This window comes from Streptomyces sp. NPDC015139, from assembly GCF_043079785.1.
In the GTDB taxonomy this organism is placed as follows: Bacteria; Actinomycetota; Actinomycetes; order Streptomycetales; family Streptomycetaceae; genus Streptomyces; species Streptomyces albidocamelliae.
The window spans coordinates 41704-57535 of record NZ_JBIBUW010000005.1 but is presented as its reverse complement, the minus strand read 5'-3'; the positions used below and the strand labels follow the sequence as shown (position 1 = coordinate 57535).

Below are 15832 nucleotides of genomic sequence, written 5' to 3'. Positions count from 1 at the left end.
GGCGCGGCCGCCCCATGAGTGAATGACTCTCATGGCTCAACTCCACCTCTTCACCCACGAGTACGACGGCGAAAGCCTCAGCGTGGCGACCGCCGGTCCGCAGGGCCGCGCCACCGTGCTCCTCCTGCACGGCGCGGGCAACGGAAGCAAGGAACGGCTGCTCCCGCTGCTCGCCGAGTTCGCCGCGCAGGGCTGCCGTGCCCTGGCGTTCGACTTCTCGGGGCACGGCGAGAGCAGCGGCGCGCTCGCGGAGCTGAGCCTGCGGCGGAGGTTCGAGCAGGCGGTGGCGGTGCTCGACGCGCACGCCCCCGAGGGCGATCCGCTGGTGCTGGTCGGGTTCAGCATGAGCGGCCAGACGGTCGCCGACCTGGTACGGGTGTACGGGGACCGGGTGGCGGCCGTGGGCCTGGGCGCACCCGCCGTCTACGCCGCCGAGGCCTGGGAGGTGCCCTTCGGCGACGGCCTGGGCCCGTTCAGCACGATCATCCGCACACCGGACAGCTGGCGGGACTCCCCCGCCCTGGCGGCCTTCGCCGGGTACGCGGGCCGGGCGGTGCTGGCCGTGCCGGGCACCGACGAGGTCATCCCGCCCGACGTGACACGGGCCGTGCAGGAGGCGCTGTCGGCCCGCACCGAGTACACCCGGCTGGAACTCCCGGCGGCCGGGCACCGGTTGGGGTCGTGGCTGCACGACCACGCCGAGGACCGGAGGGAGTTCGTGGCCGCGCTGCTGAGGGAGTCGGACACGGGCGAGCCGGCGGCCCCGCCGCGCGCCTGGTCGGCCTCATAGTCCGGGCGCCGCCCTCACCAGGCCCGCGGCGATGGCCGCGCCGAGGGCGCCGTGGTCGCCGGCGGTCTGGTCGGCGTAGGCCACGGCGAAGTCGGCGACGGCCCGGTCGAAGGTGTCGGCACCGCCGAGGTAGGCCGCGATGGCGATGCGGTCGCCGGAGCGGGCGTGGGCGCGGGCCAGGGCGGTGCCGCACAGTCGGGCGTAGCCGGAGAGCGCCGCCGGGCCCATGCCGGCGACGTCGGCGGAGCGCTTGTCCTCCCGCAGCTGCCGCCAGTAGAAGGCGCGGCCCTGGGGGCCGGTCATCGAGCCGAGGAAGACGTCCGCGGCGCCCTGGAGCAGCCGCTGACCGGCGACGACGCGCTGGCCGGGATGGACGTAGGGCCCGGTCGGCAGGTGTTCCTCCAGCACCGATCTGCGGGCCTCCCTGATCCGCAGGAACAGCGGGTCGTCGGCGTCCCGCCCGGCGAGCAGCACGAGGAAGCAGCGCACACCGACGCTGCCGACGCCGACGACCTCCCGGGCGGTGTCGAGGAAGCGGTAGCGGTCGAGGAGGTGCCGGCGCTCCTCGGGGAGGGTGGAGCGGTAGTCGCTGAAGCCCTTGCGCACGGAGGCGGCGTCGGCGGCTCCGGCGGGTTCCAGGAGCGGCGGGTGGTGGATGATCCGGCGCTGCCCGTCGACCACCTCGGTGAGCGTGCCGAGGGCGCGCAGGCCGGCGTGGCGGCGGCCGCGGGTGAGCGTGGACTCCGCGCGGGCCCGGCGCCGCCCGGAGCGGAGCAGGGGGGCCAGGGTCGCGGCGTCGATCCGTTCGTACCAGACGGCCAGCTCGCCGAGACCGGCCAGCCGGCGCATGGCCGTGCGGTAACCGGCGGCGGCCGCCCGCGCGGCCGCGTGGGTCTCGGCCTTCGAGTGGCCGTTCTCCCCGGCGGCCACGGCCACGCTGGCCGCGAGCCGTTTGACGTCCCATTCGAAGGGGCCCGGGAAGGTCTCGTCGTAGTCGGCGAGTTCGAACAGCAGCCGTCCCTCGGGGCAGGCGTGCACCGCGAAGTTCAGCAGGTGGGCGTTGCCGCACAGCTGCACGGTGAGTCCGGTGCGGGGCTGCGCGGCGAGATCCGCGGCCATCACCCCGGCGGCGCCCCGCAGGAAGGCGAGCGGTGACGCGGCCATCCGGCCGTACCTGACGGGCAGCAGCTCGGTGAGGCGGTCGCGGCCCTGCCGTTCCAGTACGGCGACGGGGTCGGGCCGTTCGACGGAGGGCAGCCAGCCGGCGTGCGCGGAGCGCGGAACGTGCTTGCGGGCCTCTTTGCCGCGCCGGGCGCGGTCCTCGGGACTGCTCATACGACGCCCTCGTCTCCACGGTCTCGCGCTGCCTCCGCTGCTCGCGTCACCTCCTGCTCGCAGTGAAGGCCGCCCCCCGGTCACGCGCATGCGGAGTACGGCGAACGGGTGAACGGCGCTCGCGCCCGGCCGTGGCGGAAGACGGGGCCGGGCGCGAGGAGCCGGGATGGTGTCACCCGGGCGCCCCGGTGGTGCGTGGGGCACCCGGCGTCCGGGTCAGCGGCTGTAGCGCATGAACGCGCGAACCATGTGGCACGTCGTGTCGGAGGGCGGGCGCATGCCGATCTCCTCCGCCGTGCTGCGGATGGTCTCGTTGCGGACCCGGCCCGGCATGTGGACACCGGAGTCGAGCAGGGCTATCGCCAGGCGCATGGCCTTCAGGCGCCGGTTGTGCGCGACGTACCACTCGCGCGGCCGCCCGGCCGGCAGCGGTCGCTTGATGACGGGCTCGTAGGGCGAGTCGAACAGCACGGGGTGCTTGGCGGTGGACTGGGTCGGCAACGGCTTCGGCTTCAGGGCGGCAGCGGGCACGGGCATCCTCCTGTCGCGGTCAGGGCACCGCCGGGCGAGTCCGGCGACGTCCTCGAACACTGCTTCTATTCTACGACCCCCCACTGACAAAAGGCCCTGGCCACAAGGGCTTTCGGGGCTCCCGTGACTCAGGTGCCGGACGGGTTCTCGCGTACTGTGTGGCCCATGGAAATCTGGATCAACCCGGCCTGCTCCAAGTGCCGCAGCGCGATCGACCTGCTCGACGCCGAGGGGGCGCAGTACACCGTCCGCCGGTACCTGGAGGACGTGCCGAGCGAGGACGAGATCAGGGCCGTGCTCGAACGTCTGGGCCTGGAGCCGTGGGACATCACCCGTACCGAGGAGGCCGCCGCGAAGGAGCTGGGGCTCAAGGAGTGGCCGAGGGACGCCGGTTCGCGCGACCGGTGGATCGCCGCGCTCGCCGGGCACCCGAAACTCATCCAGCGCCCGATCATCACCGCCGACGACGGAACGGCCCTGGTGGCGCGCACCGAGGAGGCCGTACGGGAGGCGCTGTCCCGCGACAAGGGCTGAAGATCACGCAACTCCTCTGTGACACAGGTTACTTCGTCTGCTCCTGCGATCGCTGAGCATCCCCGTTCGGGATCTCGTACATAGCGGCGTACGCTCCCCTACCTCTTTCAGGAGGCGCGCATGTCGCGCAGGAGAACTCTCGGCACGAAGAAGAAGATCGCGCTGCTCGTCAGCGCCGCGGCGGTGGCGGGCGGCGGGGCGTTCGCCCTGGCCTCCACCTCGAACGCCGCGCAGAGCCCGCAGCAGGCCAAGACGCTGTCGGCCGGGGACTCGACCGTCTGCCAGGGGCTGGCCACGGCCCACGGCAACAACGACAGGTTCATCGCGGACCAGAAGGCGAACCCGGACGCGCAGTCGGCGGCCCGGATCGCCAACCGCGAGGCGGTCATCAAGCAGATCGAGGTCCAGCAGAAGGCTGCCGGATGCACCGTTGGGGAGTCGGCTCAGGACTCCCAGGGGGCGCAGAACGGCAACGCCGGCCAGCAGGGCCAGCAGGGTCAGCAGGGTCAGCAGGGTCAGCAGGGTCAAGGCCAGCAGGCGGGTGGCGGCCAGCAGGCGCAGCCGTCGCAGACCGGTGCCGCGGGCGACAACGGCGGCGGCGCCGCGGCCGCCGGGCAGCAGGTGTGCAAGGGCTCGACCGTCACGCTCTCCGGTGAGGGCGGTGCACCGGCCGCGTCCAGCAACCAGTTCCCGGCGGGCACGACACTGAAGGTCACCAACCTGGACAACAACAAGTCCACGACGGTGAAGGTCACCTCCGTATCGGGCAGTTGCGTCCTGCTCAACAACTCCGCCTTCGAGCAGGTCCGTGAGCCCGGCAAGTTCCTCATCCGCCGTGCGGTGATCGAGAAGGTGGGGTGAGGCTCAGGGACCGGACAGGAAACCGATGAGGTGACGGGTCAGGGCGTCCGGCGCGGCTCCTGGCAGCGCGTGGTGCGAGACGTCCGGCAGCACGGCGGTCTCGACGCGCGGGAGCAGCGCGGCGGCCCGGTCCGTCACCCGGGTGGAGTCATGGGTCCTGCTGTTCGCGGCCACGAGCAGCAGGACCGGCACCCGTAGTGCCCGCAGCACGTCCGGCGCGGGGCGCGGCCCCGTCACCGGTCTGACGGACGGGAAGCCGGCGGCCGCCTCCTGGAGGTGGAGCCAGTCCGGATCCAGGGCCGCTCCCCCGGTCTCCCACCGCAGGAAGGCGCCGACACGGCGGGGCGAGGGCCGCAGCAGCATCGGCAGGGCGTGGAGCAGGTACGCCGCCTTGTACCCGGCGAAGCACTCGGTCGGGTCCAGGAGGAACAGGCGGCGCACCCGGGCGGGGGAACGCAGCGCGTGGTGCAGGGCGATCCAGGCGCCGTAGGAGTGCCCGCCCACGTAGGCCGCTTCGGCGCCGAGGCCGTCCAGCAGGGCGTCCACCCAGCCGGCCAGGTCGGCGACCGTACGGGGGTGGCGGTCGCCGGCCTGGGCGCCGAGGCCCGGGGCGCCGATCAGGTCCGGGGCGTAGACACGCCGGACGCGGGCCAGGTCGGCGGCCTGGGCGTACCAGGACACGGAGGTCGCGGAGCCGCCGCCGGGCAGCAGGAGCAGCGGGGGCGCCTCGCGCGGGCCGCAGGCGTTGACCCGGGTGTCGCCGAAGGGCGTGGTGACGGTCAGCGCCTCCCGGTCGGCCGGCCATTTCGCCAGCACCTTCTCGTACGCGATCCGGAACGCCTCGTCGTCGTACGTGTAGGTCCTCGACCTGCCGACGGGCACGGCAACCCCCTATTATCTCGCCGAGCAAGATACTTGTTGAGCGAGATGATACCGGAGGACTCCCATGCCGACCCCGCACCGCCCCGCAGCGGCAGCCGAGCTGGAGACCGTGCACCTGCTGCGCGCCGTGGCGGTCGAACTCGGCCTGCACAGCGCCCGGTTCGCGGACCGCAACGGCATGCACCCCACGGACGTACGGGCCCTGATCGCGCTCATGGACGCCCGGCGGGCGGGCGAGGAGCTGAGCGCCGGACGCCTCGGGGCCGCCCTGAGGCTCAACTCGGCGGGCACGACCGCGCTCCTCGACCGGCTCGAAGGAGCGGGGCACGTACGCCGGGTGCGCTCCGCCGAGGACCGGCGGCGGGTCGTCGTGGAGGTGGAGGAGCGCGCCGTGGACGTCGGCTGGGCGTTCTTCGGACCGCTGATCGAGCGTTCGGCGGAGCTGCTGCGCGGCTACGACGACCACCAGCGGGCCGCGATCCGGGGCTTCCTGGAGGGCGTGCGGGAGGCCGCCGCCGCGCCTGGATGAGCCCCATACCCCGGCCCCACTTCGCCTCACAAGGTGAGCCGCGCCACAAAAGCCCCAGGTAACACGGGGTTCACATACGGGCAATGGTCGGGAAACGGCCTGTTGACAGGCTGCCCGGCAGATCGAGCGGCGCACCGGTGCCGCAGCGCCGCAGCACCCGCAACAGCGCCCGACCCACCCCCGAAGGATGTGGCCCCGTGACCTTCAAGGCTGAGTACATCTGGATCGACGGCACCGCGCCGACGGCCAAGCTCCGTTCCAAGACGAAGATCATCACGGGTTCCGCCGCCGGTCTCGACACGCTGCCGATCTGGGGCTTCGACGGCTCCTCCACCAACCAGGCCGAGGGGCACGCCTCGGACCGCGTGCTCAAGCCGGTCTTCACCTGCCCGGACCCGATCCGCGGCGGCGACGACATCCTGGTGCTGTGCGAGGTCCTCGACATCGACATGACCCCGCACCGGTCCAACACGCGTGCCGCGCTGGCCGAGGTCGCCGGGCGGTTCGCCGCCCAGGAGCCGATCTTCGGCATCGAGCAGGAGTACACCTTCTTCGACGGAACCCGTCCGCTCGGCTTCCCCGAGAACGGCTTCCCGGCCCCCCAGGGCGGCTACTACTGCGGTGTCGGCGCCGACGAGATCTTCGGCCGGGACGTCGTCGAGGCCCACCTGGACAACTGCCTGAAGGCGGGCCTCGGCATCTCCGGCATCAACGCCGAGGTCATGCCCGGCCAGTGGGAGTTCCAGGTCGGCCCGCTCGCCCCGCTGGAGGTCTCCGACCAGCTGTGGGTGGCCCGCTGGCTGCTGTACCGCACCGCCGAGGACTTCGGCGTCTCCGCCACGCTGGACCCGAAGCCGGTGAAGGGCGACTGGAACGGCGCGGGCGCGCACACCAACTTCTCCACCAAGGCCATGCGCGAGGGCTACGACGCCATCATCACCGCGTGCGAGTCGCTCGGTGAGGGCTCCAAGCCGCTGGACCACGTCAAGAACTACGGCGCCGGCATCGACGAGCGTCTGACGGGCCTGCACGAGACCGCCCCGTGGGACAAGTACACCTACGGCGTCTCCGACCGCGGCGCCTCGGTCCGCATCCCGTGGCAGGTCGAGAAGGACGGCAAGGGGTACATCGAGGACCGCCGTCCGAACGCCAACGTCGACCCGTACGTGGTGACCCGCCTGCTGGTGGACACCTGCTGCGCCGCACTGGAGAAGGCCGGCCAGGTCTGATCCGTCCCGCTTCCCGGCAGGGGCGTCCGCCATGACGGCGGGCGCCCCTGCGGTGTTCGGAGGCTCCGCCGGGGGTGCGGAGCGGGCCCATGTCCGTATGCCGAGACGGTATTTCGGACCCGTGAACCAGGAAGAATCCGCTGACCAGCGCCTACCGGGCAGCCTCGGAGCTCACGAAGCGTCAACTTCACACCAAGGAAGCGTCCAAGCAGTGAGAGGACTCTCCTGCGTGGCGCGCCCGTCTGCTTCAATGGGCGCATGGCCAGCTTCCGGAAGACCACCGCGACGGGTCGCCATGACCTCGAGCCCTTCTGGCCCTCCCGTCAGCACCACGACTTCGACCGGGTGTGTTGCCGCGCGACGAACGCGCGGGCCCTCTAAAGCCGTACACCCCGGCCTTCGGCCAGCGCGGAACGACGTACGTCCCCGGCGCGCCCGACCACGAATCGCGGCCGCCGCACTTCCCGACGAACTCCTCGCGCGAAAGAGCTGACCTCTCATGGCGACCACTCGTTCCCTCTCCTCCGCCGCCCTGACCGCCCCCGCCCCCGACGGCCCCCGGCACCGGCTGCGCGCCGTCGACCGGGACGAGGTGGTGGAGGTCGCGGACTTCCTGCCGCCGGGCGCCACCTGGCTGCCCGCGCCGCAGCACGCCCTGCCCACCCTGCCCGGCCGTCCCCCGATGGTCGGCTACCTGGTGCTGGTCCCGGCCGACCAGCAGCCGCCGTTCCTGCCGGTCGCGGTCCCGGACCAGCCGCCGACGGCCGCCACCGGGGACGGCGACCCGCTGCTGCGGATCGACCCCGTGCAGCGCATCGCCTCCCTGGACGGCCGTGAACTCGACCTCACCTACCTGGAGTTCGAGCTGCTCGCGCACCTGGTGGCGCACCCGCACCGGGTGCACACCCGCGACCAGCTGGTCACCACGGTGTGGGGCTACGGCCACGTCGGCGACGGCCGCACCGTCGACGTGCACGTCGCCCGGCTGCGCCGCAAGCTGGGCGCCCAGCACCGGCAGACCATCCAGACGGTGCGCCGCGTCGGCTACAAGTACACCCCGCCGACCGGCCGCTGACCCGCTCTGCCCTCGGCATACTCCCGTTCCGTACCGCGCCCGGACCGGGCACCATCACCGGCATGAGACTTCTCGTGCTGGGTGGTACGGAGTTCGTGGGGCGGGCCGTCGTGGAAGCCGCGTGCGCACGCGGCTGGGAGGTGACCGTCCTCCACCGGGGGCGGCACCGCCCGCCGGCCGGGGTGCGGTCGCTGCACGGCGACCGCACCGCTCCCGACGGCCTCGCCGCGCTCGCCGCCGACACCGGAACGTGGGACGTGGTGGTGGACACCTGGTCGGCCGCGCCGCGGGCCGTGCTGGAGGCGGCACGGCTGCTGCACGGCCGTGCCGGACGGTACGTGTACGTCTCCAGCCGGTCCGTGTACGCCTGGCCCTGGCCCTCGCTGGACGGGCCCGCCGGGGCCGGGGCACCGGTCGAGGGCGCCGCCGCCGACGCGGGCGCGACGGACTACCCGCGGGACAAGCGCGGCGGTGAGCTGGCCGCCGTCGGGACCTTCGGCGAGCGGGACTCGCTCCTCGTGCGGGCCGGGCTGATCCTCGGCCCGCACGAGAACATCGGGCGGCTGCCCTGGTGGCTGACCCGGATCGCCCGCGGCGGCCCGGTCCTGGCACCCGGGCCCCGCGAACTGGCGGTGTCGTTCATCGACGCGCGGGACCTCGCCGACTGGGTCCTCGCAGCGGCCGAGCAGCGGCTGAGCGGACCGTACGACCTGGCCGGCCCGCCCGGCCACACCACGATGGGGAAGCTGCTCGACGCCTGCGTCCGGGTCACCGGCGCGGACGCCGAACTGCGCTGGACCGACCCGGAGGTGATCCTGGACGCCGGGGTCGAGCCGTGGACGGGGCTGCCGGTGTGGGTGCCGCCGGACGGCGAGCTGTACGGCCCCGTCCACCGTGCGGACGTCTCCCGGGCGCTGGCCGCGGGGCTGGTGTGCCGGCCGGCCGAGGAGACCGTCGCGGACACCTGGCGGTGGCTCACGGGGATCGGCGGCGTGGCGCCGCGGCGGCCGGACCGTCCGCCGGTGGGCGTGGACCCCGAGGTGGAGGCCAAGGTGCTCGCCGCCGCCGGGGGTGTACCTGGCACCACCTCCGAGGAGGGGGCCTCGGGCCAGTGAACCGGGTGCGGGGGTCGGCCAGACTGGCCCCATGAACACCGACACGAAGAGCGACGGCGTCCGCGCCCACGTCCGCGAGGTCGTGCTCGCCGCCGTACGGGGGCTCGTGCTGGCACTGGCGATGCTGCCCGTCGCCGTACTCTGCTTCACCCTGACCCTGGTGTCCGTCGCGCTGATCCCGCTCGGCCTGGGCATCGTCACGACCCCGGCGATCCTGGGCGGCGTACGGGAGTTCGCGGACACCCGGCGGCGGCTCGCGGCCGAGTGGTGCGGGATACCGATCCGGTCGTCCTACCGGCCGCTGCCGGAGGGCGCCAACCCCTGGACGCGCACGGTCCTGATGCTGGGCGACCCCGCGACCTGGCGGGACATGCGCTGGCTGCTCGCCGACATGACGGCCGGGTTCGTCACCGCGCTGCTCCCGGCCGTGCTGCTCTTCTACCCGTTCGAGGGCTTCGCGGTGGCCGCCGGGCTGTGGCGGGTGGTCTCCACCGACGGCCACCCCTACTGGTACGGCTTCGTGCCGGTCACCGACCAGCCGACCGCGCTCGGCGCGGCCGCCACCGCCGCCGTGCTCCTCTTCGCCGCGTACCACCTCACCCCCCGCCTGCTCACCACCCACTTCCGGCTCACCCGGGCCGTCCTCGGCGGTGACCAGGGGGAACTCGTCGAGCGGGTCCGGGTGCTGACCGAGACCCGGCGCGACGCCGTCGACACCTCCGCCGCCGAGCTGCGCCGCATCGAGCGGGACCTGCACGACGGCGCCCAGGCCCGGCTCGTCGCCATGGGCATGGACCTCGGCACCATCGAGATGCTGGTCGAACGGGACCCGGCCCGGGCGAAGCAGCTGCTGGCCCAGGCACGGCGCAACTCCGCCGAGGCCCTGGAGGAACTGCGCGACCTGGTACGCGGCATCCATCCCCCGGTGCTCGCGGAACGCGGACTGGGCGACGCCGTACGGGCGCTGGCACTGCGGCTGCCGCTGCCCACCGAGGTGGCCGTGGAGCTGCCCGGCCGGGCGGACGCACCGGTGGAGTCGGCCGCCTACTTCGCGGTGAGCGAGGTGCTCACCAACGCCGTCAAGCACTCCGGCGCCGACCGGATATGGGCCGACCTGCACCACACGGACGGCATGCTGCGGATCACGGTGACCGACAACGGCAAGGGCGGTGCGGCGGTCGGGGCCGGTTCCGGGCTCGCCGGGGTCGAGCGGCGGCTCGGTACATTCGACGGCGTCCTGGCCGTCAGCAGCCCCGCGGGCGGCCCCACCATGGTGACCATGGAGATCCCGTGCGTGTTGTCCTAGCCGAAGACCTCTTCCTGCTGCGCGACGGGCTGGTACGGATGCTGGAGGCCTACGGCTTCGAGATCGCGGCCGCCGTCGAGACCGGCCCGGAACTGACACGCGCGCTGGCCGAGTCGGCCCCGGACGTCGCCGTGGTCGACGTCCGGCTGCCGCCCACGCACACCGACGAGGGCCTGCAGTGCGCGCTGGCCGCCCGCAGGGCACGGCCCGGGCTGCCGGTGCTGGTCCTCTCCCAGCACGTGGAGCAGCTGTACGCGCGCGAGCTGCTCGCGGACGGCAACGGCGGGATCGGCTATCTGCTGAAGGACCGGGTGTTCGACGCGGACCAGTTCGTGGACTCCGTACGACGGGTGGCGGCGGGCGGTACGGCGATGGACCCTCAGGTGATCCAGCAGCTGCTGTCCCGGCGGTCCGCCGAGGACCGGCCGCTCGGCCGGCTCACCCCGCGCGAGCGGGAGGTGCTGGAGCTGATGGCGCAGGGACGCTCGAACGCGGGGATAGCGGCCCAGCTGGTGGTGACGGAACGGGCCATCGCCAAGCACACCTCCAACATCTTCACCAAACTGGGCCTTGAGGTGTCGGACGATGACAACCGGCGCGTACTGGCGGTGCTCGCCCATCTCGACGGCGATCGCTGATGTTCACGAACTTCCGCTGCTCAGGGGCCTGTTGAGGTTGCCGGGAGGCGAGGGGTCCGTGAGGAATTCGTGAGACCGGTGAACACCTTCGAGGCGGCGTCCGTATGGAAGGGCGCCGCTTCACTCCTGTCGGGCGCCTCGATGCTGCCCCGCAAGGAAGTCAGAGGAGTTCCATGGGACGCAACACACGAAAACGCCGTACGCCGCTGGCCACCAAGGCCATAGCCGCATCGGCGGCCCTAGCGCTCGGTGGGGGCGGGCTGATCTGGGCGAACTTCTACGCCTCGGCGCACGAGTCGAACCACCAGACGTGGGGAGGCAACCAGACGAAGGCCGCCCAGGCCCAGGTCGCGACGATCTCCTGCCCGGACGTCGGTCAGAAGCTGACGAACGTGCCGAACCGCGCCCGGACCGACGTGGCCGGCGAGCTGGCCAACCTGGACCGTCAGATCACCGACGCCTACCAGCGGCTCGCGACCACGCGGGACGCGCAGGCCAAGGACGCGAGTTTCGTGCAGAACTCCATCCTGCAGCCGCTCAAGGACCGCCGTCAGGCGATCCTCGACCGGATCAAGCTGGAGATCACCCGTGTCGGCGGCACCGCGCCCGGCGATCTGAACAGTCTCGCCGCCTGCACGGCGCAGAACGCCAACCAGACCACCGCCGGCGGGCAGCAGCAGAACGGTGGTCAGCAGCAGAACGGCGACCAGCAGCAAGGCGGTCAGCAGCAGACCGGCGGGCAGCAGGAGGGCGGCGGCCAGCAGCAGAACGGCGGTCAGCAGCAGGGCGGTCAGCAGCAGAACATCGGCGGGCAGGCCGGCAACGGTCCGGTCGCGGCCGACTTCGTGGACATCACCAAGGTCCAGCCGAACGTGCAGGGCAAACCCCGCCAGCAGAGCGGCGGGTCGACCGGCACGTTCACCACGCGCTGCGGTGTGAACGCCAACAAGAACCACAACACGGACAACGTGATCGTGGCGCCCGGCGTGGCCAACGGCGCGCACCACCTGCACGACTACACCGGCAACCAGAAGGTCAACGCCTTCTCCAGCAACCAGACGTTCCTCCAGGGCGGCACCAGCTGCCAGAACCGGAGCGACCTGTCGTCGTACTACTGGCCGGTGGTCCGGATCCAGGACGGCTCGCAGGACTTCGACCAGAACAAGGACGGCGGCGGCAAGGAGGGCAACGTCGGCAAGATCCTGACGCCGGTCCAGGCGCAGATCAAGTACGTCGGCAGCCCCACCAGCAAGGTCGCCGCGATGCCGCAGTTCCTGCGGATCATCACCGGTGACGCCAAGACCACCACCAACGGTCTGGCCAACGCCAACGCGCACTGGAGCTGCACCGGCTTCGAGAACAAGGTGCAGCTGACCACGCAGTACCCGATCTGCCCGCAGGGCAGCAAGGTGGTGCGGACGTTCGCCTTCCAGAGCTGCTGGGACGGTCAGAACATCGACAGCGCCAACCACCGCACCCACGTCGCGTTCGCCGACGCGGGCGGCAACTGCCAGAACGGCTTCAAGGCGATCCCGCAGCTGACGATGCGGCTGGTGTACAACATCAACCCGCCGGCCGTCCAGAACGGGCAGGTGAAGAACGCCTACGCGGTGGACGGTTTCCCGGAGCAGCTGCACAAGGCGGCCACGGACCACGACGACTTCATCAGCGTCACGAAGAACGGCCTGGCCAACAAGATCGCCAACTGCATCAACCGCGGGCAGAACTGCGCGTGATTCCCGCGGCGGGCTCATGACGGCACGCCCCTCATGACAGAAGGCCGGTGACGGACCCCCCTCCCGTCACCGGCCTTCGTCGTGCGCGCGTGGTGCGATCGCCGGGCGAGAGTCCCGCGCGGAAGCGGGCGCGTCAGCCGCCGTGCGCGTGGCTGTCGCCGTCCGTGTGGCCACCGCCGTGGCCGCTGTGGTCGGCGCCGATCTCCACCTCGCCGCCGAGCGTGCCGCGCAGCGCCTTCACCACTCCGTCGTCGCCGACGGCGACCCACTTGCGGCCGACGAGGTAGTGACCGCCGTAGTCCTTCGCGTCGTTGATCCACTCGCGCTGGCCGCGGTCGGTGGCGAAGGTGGCGAGGATGAACTTCCCGTCACCGTTGCGGCACAGGGCCTGGCGGATCTCGTCGGCGTCGGTCTGCATGTTCGGCTTGCACTTCACCTCGGCGGCCAGGCGCTCCAGGCTGCCGGTCGCGGTGGGCGGCACCGTCTCGGTGTGCCCGCCCGAGCTGCATCCCGCCAGCGCGCACACGGCCGCGGCGCCGAGCAGCAGTCCTGTCAACCTCATCTGATCCTCCGGTACTGGTGGGGCCAAGCATGCCGCGTGGAGCCCCGGCGCGGGACCCCGCCCATCGGATACGGCTCCCGTGCGCGGTGCGCTCAAATCCGCTGACCGGACGCGTACGGGTGTGCGAGGGTGACCCGGTGAACCAGAACTGGGAAGATCGCGTGGCCGCCGCCTGGGCCTCCTTCGACGACTATCCGGAAGAGCGGGCGCACGAGTTCCGCGCGCTGATCGACGCCCTCGTCGACGAGCTGCCGGACGACAGCCCGCTGGGCCTCTTCGAGCAGGCCTGCGCCTGGGACTCGACCGGCCACTCGGACAAGGCGGCGCCGCTGTACCGGGCGGCACTGGCGGGCGGCCTCGGCGAGGTGAGCGGCTACAAGAGCCGCCGGACCAGGATCCAGCTGGCGAGCTCGCTGCGGAACATCGGACAGGCGGAGGAGGGCGTACGGCTGCTCACCCCGGAACTGGACCGCCCCTCGGACGAGTTGGACGACGCGGTGCGGGCCTGCCTCGCGCTGTGCCTGTCGAGCCTCGGGCGCGACCGGGAGGGCCTGTCCCTCGTCCTCGGCGCCCTCGCCCCCCATCTGCCGCGCTACCAGCGGTCGATGGCCAACTACGCGCGTGCGCTCGTGGAGCCGTAGGGACGCGTCCCGGGCCGGCGGCATGCGGCGCGGCGGGAGCCTGCGGCAACCGGCGCGCCCGCACAACCACTCGTCCGGCGGTGACCAACCACCCGTTCGCTCGTTCTCCCGGATGTGCAGTCACAGGATGTAGCCCCGCGCCAGGCACCCGCCGCCACCGGACCGCTCGACCTCGAGCAGGCCGAGGCCGCGCTCGTCGAGCACTATCCACGACTGGTCCGCCTCGCCTACCTGGTGCTGCCCCCGGGGCTCGGCCGCAGCCGCCGGGTGCTGACCGCACACTCCCTGGCCCAGCGTGCCCTGCCCCGGGGCCGCAAGCAGCTGTCGGCCGTCCCGGCCCAGACGGCGGGCCGGGACACCGATCCCGGATACGCCTGTCTGCGTGAGCGCGTCCTGCGCGCCGCCCTGGAGGCGGCCCGCCCCCGCAAGGGCCTGGCCCGGCTGGCCCCGCTGCCGCCGCTGCTGCCCCAGGTATGGGGGCTGCGGCTGTTCCCGCGCTCCGGCGGCGCCGACGAACTCGCCCTGGACCAGCGGCTGTCCGCCCTGTCCGGCCCGGCCCGCGCGGCGTACGTGCTGCGCGGCCTGGAGCGGCTGCCCGACCCGGACGCGCACCGGATCCTCGGGGCCGCCGGCGTCGACGACCCGGGCGGCGCGCTGGCCGCCGCGAACAGCGTGCCCGCACAGCACGCGCTGCTCTCCTCCCCCGAGTTCGACCCCTGCTCGCTGCAGGCCCGGCCCACCGACCTGATGCGCCGCCGCCAGCACACCAAGGCCGCCCTCGCCGCCGCCGCCGCGCTCGCCGTGTGCGGGGTCCTGGTCGTCCTGCCGGGCGGCGGCTGGGGCCCCGACGGCGCCGCCGCGCCCGCCTACGCGGAGAACCCGTCGGCGCGGGCCGCGCTCGACCCCGGCAGGCTCACCCGGGTACCGCCCACCGCCTGGGAGTCCGCGGCCCGCACCGACTTCTCCGTGTGGCCCGCGCGCGGCCCGCTCACCGGTGACGAGGCGCTGCTGCGCCGTGCCCTCGCCGTGTGGGCCCGCCCCGGGGAGACGGTCCATGTGTCGGCGACCCCGGGGACCCAGACCGGCGGCCCGGCCGGCCCGCCCCAGCTGCTGTACGCCGGCGAGGTGGACAACGCCCGGGTGGTGATCCTCTACGACGGCCTGCGCATCGCCCGTTACGCCGAACCGCGGGACGGCACCGAGGGAGCCGCCCTCGACTTCGCCCGCGTCGACGGCGCGACCGGCGCCGAGGCGAGCGCGCTGGTGCTGGGCCGCTCCGACGGCAACGTCCGCTACCTGACCGCCCCCTGGGTGACGAAGGCGGCCGCGCGGGACCTGATGAAGCCGGCCTCGGCGGCGACCGCGCTGGCCGTCACCGACGGCATCACCGCACCGCTGGCCAGCCCCGCGCTCCAGCCGGGCAGCTGCACCTCGTGGACCGTGCTGCAGCTGACCGACGCCTCCGGCACCCGGCTCTCCACCGACCTCGGCGAGCTGGTGCCGGCCCACCTCACCGCGGGCCGCCCCGGCTCGTCCGGCGAGGCGTCCGGCACCGAGGCGCTGCGGTCGTGGGCGCCGTTCGCCTGCTCCCTGGCGGCCGAGCGCTCCGCGGGCATCCGCAGCGTCAACGCCTGGGGGTACGCCGAACAGCCGCTGCCCGACGGCAGCGGGTCGGGCGACTGGGTGTGCACCCGCGCCGAGACCTGGCGCGGGGACGGGACCGCCGCGCTCGCCCAGTTCCACACGCCGGGCGGGGCCGCCGGAGCGGTCGTCGCCAAGGGCACGGACGTGCCGGCGTGCGGACCGCGTGACCCCCATGTGCTCGCCGGGGTGCTGTGGAAGTCCGCCGGCGGGCACTGGTACCTGCTGGCGGCGGGCAGCCGGGACACGGCGTCGATCCGGGCCACCGGCGGGGTCACCGCGTCCGGTCGGGGGGCGCTGCTCGCCGCCCGGGCCGAGCAGGGCGCGCGGGCGGACCTGAAGGGCACGCTGGCGGACGGCCGGTCGATCACCGGCTTGCGGTAGCCGTCGCACCACCACCGGCGGCCGGGTTGCTGACACGGTCGTA

16 protein-coding genes are annotated in these 15832 nt (G+C 73.2%); 12 read left to right on the top strand and 4 right to left on the bottom strand.

Annotation, left to right across the window (positions count from 1 at the left end; translation table 11 throughout):
* The first annotated feature begins 31 nt into the window (after window positions 1-31).
* On the top strand, window positions 32-790 hold the full coding sequence (locus tag ACF08B_RS15185) for an alpha/beta hydrolase (protein WP_392317773.1): 759 nt from the start codon (window positions 32-34) through the stop codon (window positions 788-790).
* On the opposite strand, the gene ACF08B_RS15180 is transcribed toward ACF08B_RS15185, so the two are convergent.
* Complete coding sequence (locus ACF08B_RS15180; RefSeq protein WP_392317772.1) at window positions 785-2125, bottom strand: DUF2252 domain-containing protein; 1341 nt, start codon at window positions 2123-2125, stop codon at window positions 785-787. The two genes, ACF08B_RS15185 and ACF08B_RS15180, sit on opposite strands and share 6 nt — an antisense overlap.
* Before the next feature lie 216 nt (window positions 2126-2341).
* On the bottom strand, window positions 2342-2656 hold the full coding sequence (locus ACF08B_RS15175; protein WP_093478193.1) for a hypothetical protein: 315 nt from the start codon (window positions 2654-2656) through the stop codon (window positions 2342-2344).
* 165 nt (window positions 2657-2821) lie between these two features.
* Here ACF08B_RS15175 and ACF08B_RS15170 point away from each other — a divergent pair, with 165 nt between their 5' ends.
* Together ACF08B_RS15170 and ACF08B_RS15165 are read left to right on the top strand one after the other, a co-directional pair.
* Window positions 2822-3190, top strand: coding sequence for an arsenate reductase family protein (locus tag ACF08B_RS15170; RefSeq protein WP_392317771.1), 369 nt, complete (start codon window positions 2822-2824; stop codon window positions 3188-3190).
* A gap of 120 nt (window positions 3191-3310) precedes the next feature.
* Window positions 3311-4051, top strand: coding sequence for a hypothetical protein (locus ACF08B_RS15165; protein WP_392317770.1), 741 nt, complete (start codon window positions 3311-3313; stop codon window positions 4049-4051).
* Window positions 4052-4054: 3 nt separating this feature from the next.
* On the opposite strand, the gene ACF08B_RS15160 is transcribed toward ACF08B_RS15165, so the two are convergent.
* On the bottom strand, window positions 4055-4933 hold the full coding sequence (locus ACF08B_RS15160; RefSeq protein ID WP_392317769.1) for an alpha/beta fold hydrolase: 879 nt from the start codon (window positions 4931-4933) through the stop codon (window positions 4055-4057).
* 64 nt (window positions 4934-4997) lie between these two features.
* Between ACF08B_RS15160 and ACF08B_RS15155 the strand changes: the two genes are divergently transcribed.
* The 7 genes from ACF08B_RS15155 (at window position 4998) to ACF08B_RS15125 (ending at window position 12561) form a co-directional block, all read left to right on the top strand.
* The gene (locus tag ACF08B_RS15155; RefSeq protein WP_392317768.1) at window positions 4998-5462 is read left to right on the top strand and encodes a MarR family transcriptional regulator; all 465 of its coding nucleotides are present in this window, start codon (window positions 4998-5000) and stop codon (window positions 5460-5462) included.
* Between the two features lie 197 nt (window positions 5463-5659).
* Complete coding sequence (gene glnII, locus ACF08B_RS15150) at window positions 5660-6691, top strand: glutamine synthetase (protein WP_392317767.1); 1032 nt, start codon at window positions 5660-5662, stop codon at window positions 6689-6691.
* A 499-nt stretch (window positions 6692-7190) separates the two neighbouring features.
* Entirely contained in the window at window positions 7191-7766 is a 576-nt protein-coding gene (locus tag ACF08B_RS15145) for a winged helix-turn-helix domain-containing protein (protein ID WP_392317766.1), read from the top strand.
* Between the two features lie 62 nt (window positions 7767-7828).
* Window positions 7829-8881 (top strand): NAD-dependent epimerase/dehydratase family protein, encoded by a 1053-nt coding sequence (locus tag ACF08B_RS15140; protein WP_392317765.1) that lies wholly within the window; start codon window positions 7829-7831, stop codon window positions 8879-8881.
* A 31-nt stretch (window positions 8882-8912) separates the two neighbouring features.
* On the top strand, window positions 8913-10187 hold the full coding sequence (locus ACF08B_RS15135) for a sensor histidine kinase (protein ID WP_392317764.1): 1275 nt from the start codon (window positions 8913-8915) through the stop codon (window positions 10185-10187).
* The gene (locus tag ACF08B_RS15130; protein ID WP_073893257.1) at window positions 10172-10825 is read left to right on the top strand and encodes a response regulator transcription factor; all 654 of its coding nucleotides are present in this window, start codon (window positions 10172-10174) and stop codon (window positions 10823-10825) included. The genes ACF08B_RS15135 and ACF08B_RS15130 overlap by 16 nt, the downstream gene beginning before the upstream one ends.
* Window positions 10826-10998: 173 nt before the next feature.
* A complete protein-coding gene (locus ACF08B_RS15125; RefSeq protein ID WP_392317763.1) occupies window positions 10999-12561 on the top strand; it encodes a DUF1996 domain-containing protein in 1563 nt (520 codons plus the stop codon).
* 133 nt (window positions 12562-12694) lie between these two features.
* Here the strand turns inward: ACF08B_RS15125 and ACF08B_RS15120 are convergent, their stop codons facing one another.
* On the bottom strand, window positions 12695-13123 hold the full coding sequence (locus ACF08B_RS15120) for a hypothetical protein (protein WP_392317762.1): 429 nt from the start codon (window positions 13121-13123) through the stop codon (window positions 12695-12697).
* A gap of 137 nt (window positions 13124-13260) precedes the next feature.
* On the opposite strand from ACF08B_RS15120, the gene ACF08B_RS15115 reads away from it, so the two are divergent.
* Both ACF08B_RS15115 and ACF08B_RS15110 read left to right on the top strand, forming a co-directional pair.
* Window positions 13261-13764, top strand: coding sequence for a tetratricopeptide repeat protein (locus ACF08B_RS15115; RefSeq protein WP_392317761.1), 504 nt, complete (start codon window positions 13261-13263; stop codon window positions 13762-13764).
* 114 nt (window positions 13765-13878) lie between these two features.
* Complete coding sequence (locus ACF08B_RS15110; protein WP_392317760.1) at window positions 13879-15789, top strand: hypothetical protein; 1911 nt, start codon at window positions 13879-13881, stop codon at window positions 15787-15789.
* Window positions 15790-15832 lie beyond the last annotated feature (43 nt).

Coding starts and splice junctions, on each gene's coding strand:
- ACF08B_RS15185 (WP_392317773.1), top strand. CDS start 32: ATGGCTCAACTCCACCTCTTCACCCACGAGTACGACGGCGAAAGCCTC.
- ACF08B_RS15180 (WP_392317772.1), bottom strand. CDS start 2,125: ATGAGCAGTCCCGAGGACCGCGCCCGGCGCGGCAAAGAGGCCCGCAAG.
- ACF08B_RS15170 (WP_392317771.1), top strand. CDS start 2,822: ATGGAAATCTGGATCAACCCGGCCTGCTCCAAGTGCCGCAGCGCGATC.
- ACF08B_RS15165 (WP_392317770.1), top strand. CDS start 3,311: ATGTCGCGCAGGAGAACTCTCGGCACGAAGAAGAAGATCGCGCTGCTC.
- ACF08B_RS15155 (WP_392317768.1), top strand. CDS start 4,998: ATGCCGACCCCGCACCGCCCCGCAGCGGCAGCCGAGCTGGAGACCGTG.
- ACF08B_RS15145 (WP_392317766.1), top strand. CDS start 7,191: ATGGCGACCACTCGTTCCCTCTCCTCCGCCGCCCTGACCGCCCCCGCC.
- ACF08B_RS15140 (WP_392317765.1), top strand. CDS start 7,829: ATGAGACTTCTCGTGCTGGGTGGTACGGAGTTCGTGGGGCGGGCCGTC.
- ACF08B_RS15135 (WP_392317764.1), top strand. CDS start 8,913: ATGAACACCGACACGAAGAGCGACGGCGTCCGCGCCCACGTCCGCGAG.
- ACF08B_RS15125 (WP_392317763.1), top strand. CDS start 10,999: ATGGGACGCAACACACGAAAACGCCGTACGCCGCTGGCCACCAAGGCC.
- ACF08B_RS15120 (WP_392317762.1), bottom strand. CDS start 13,123: ATGAGGTTGACAGGACTGCTGCTCGGCGCCGCGGCCGTGTGCGCGCTG.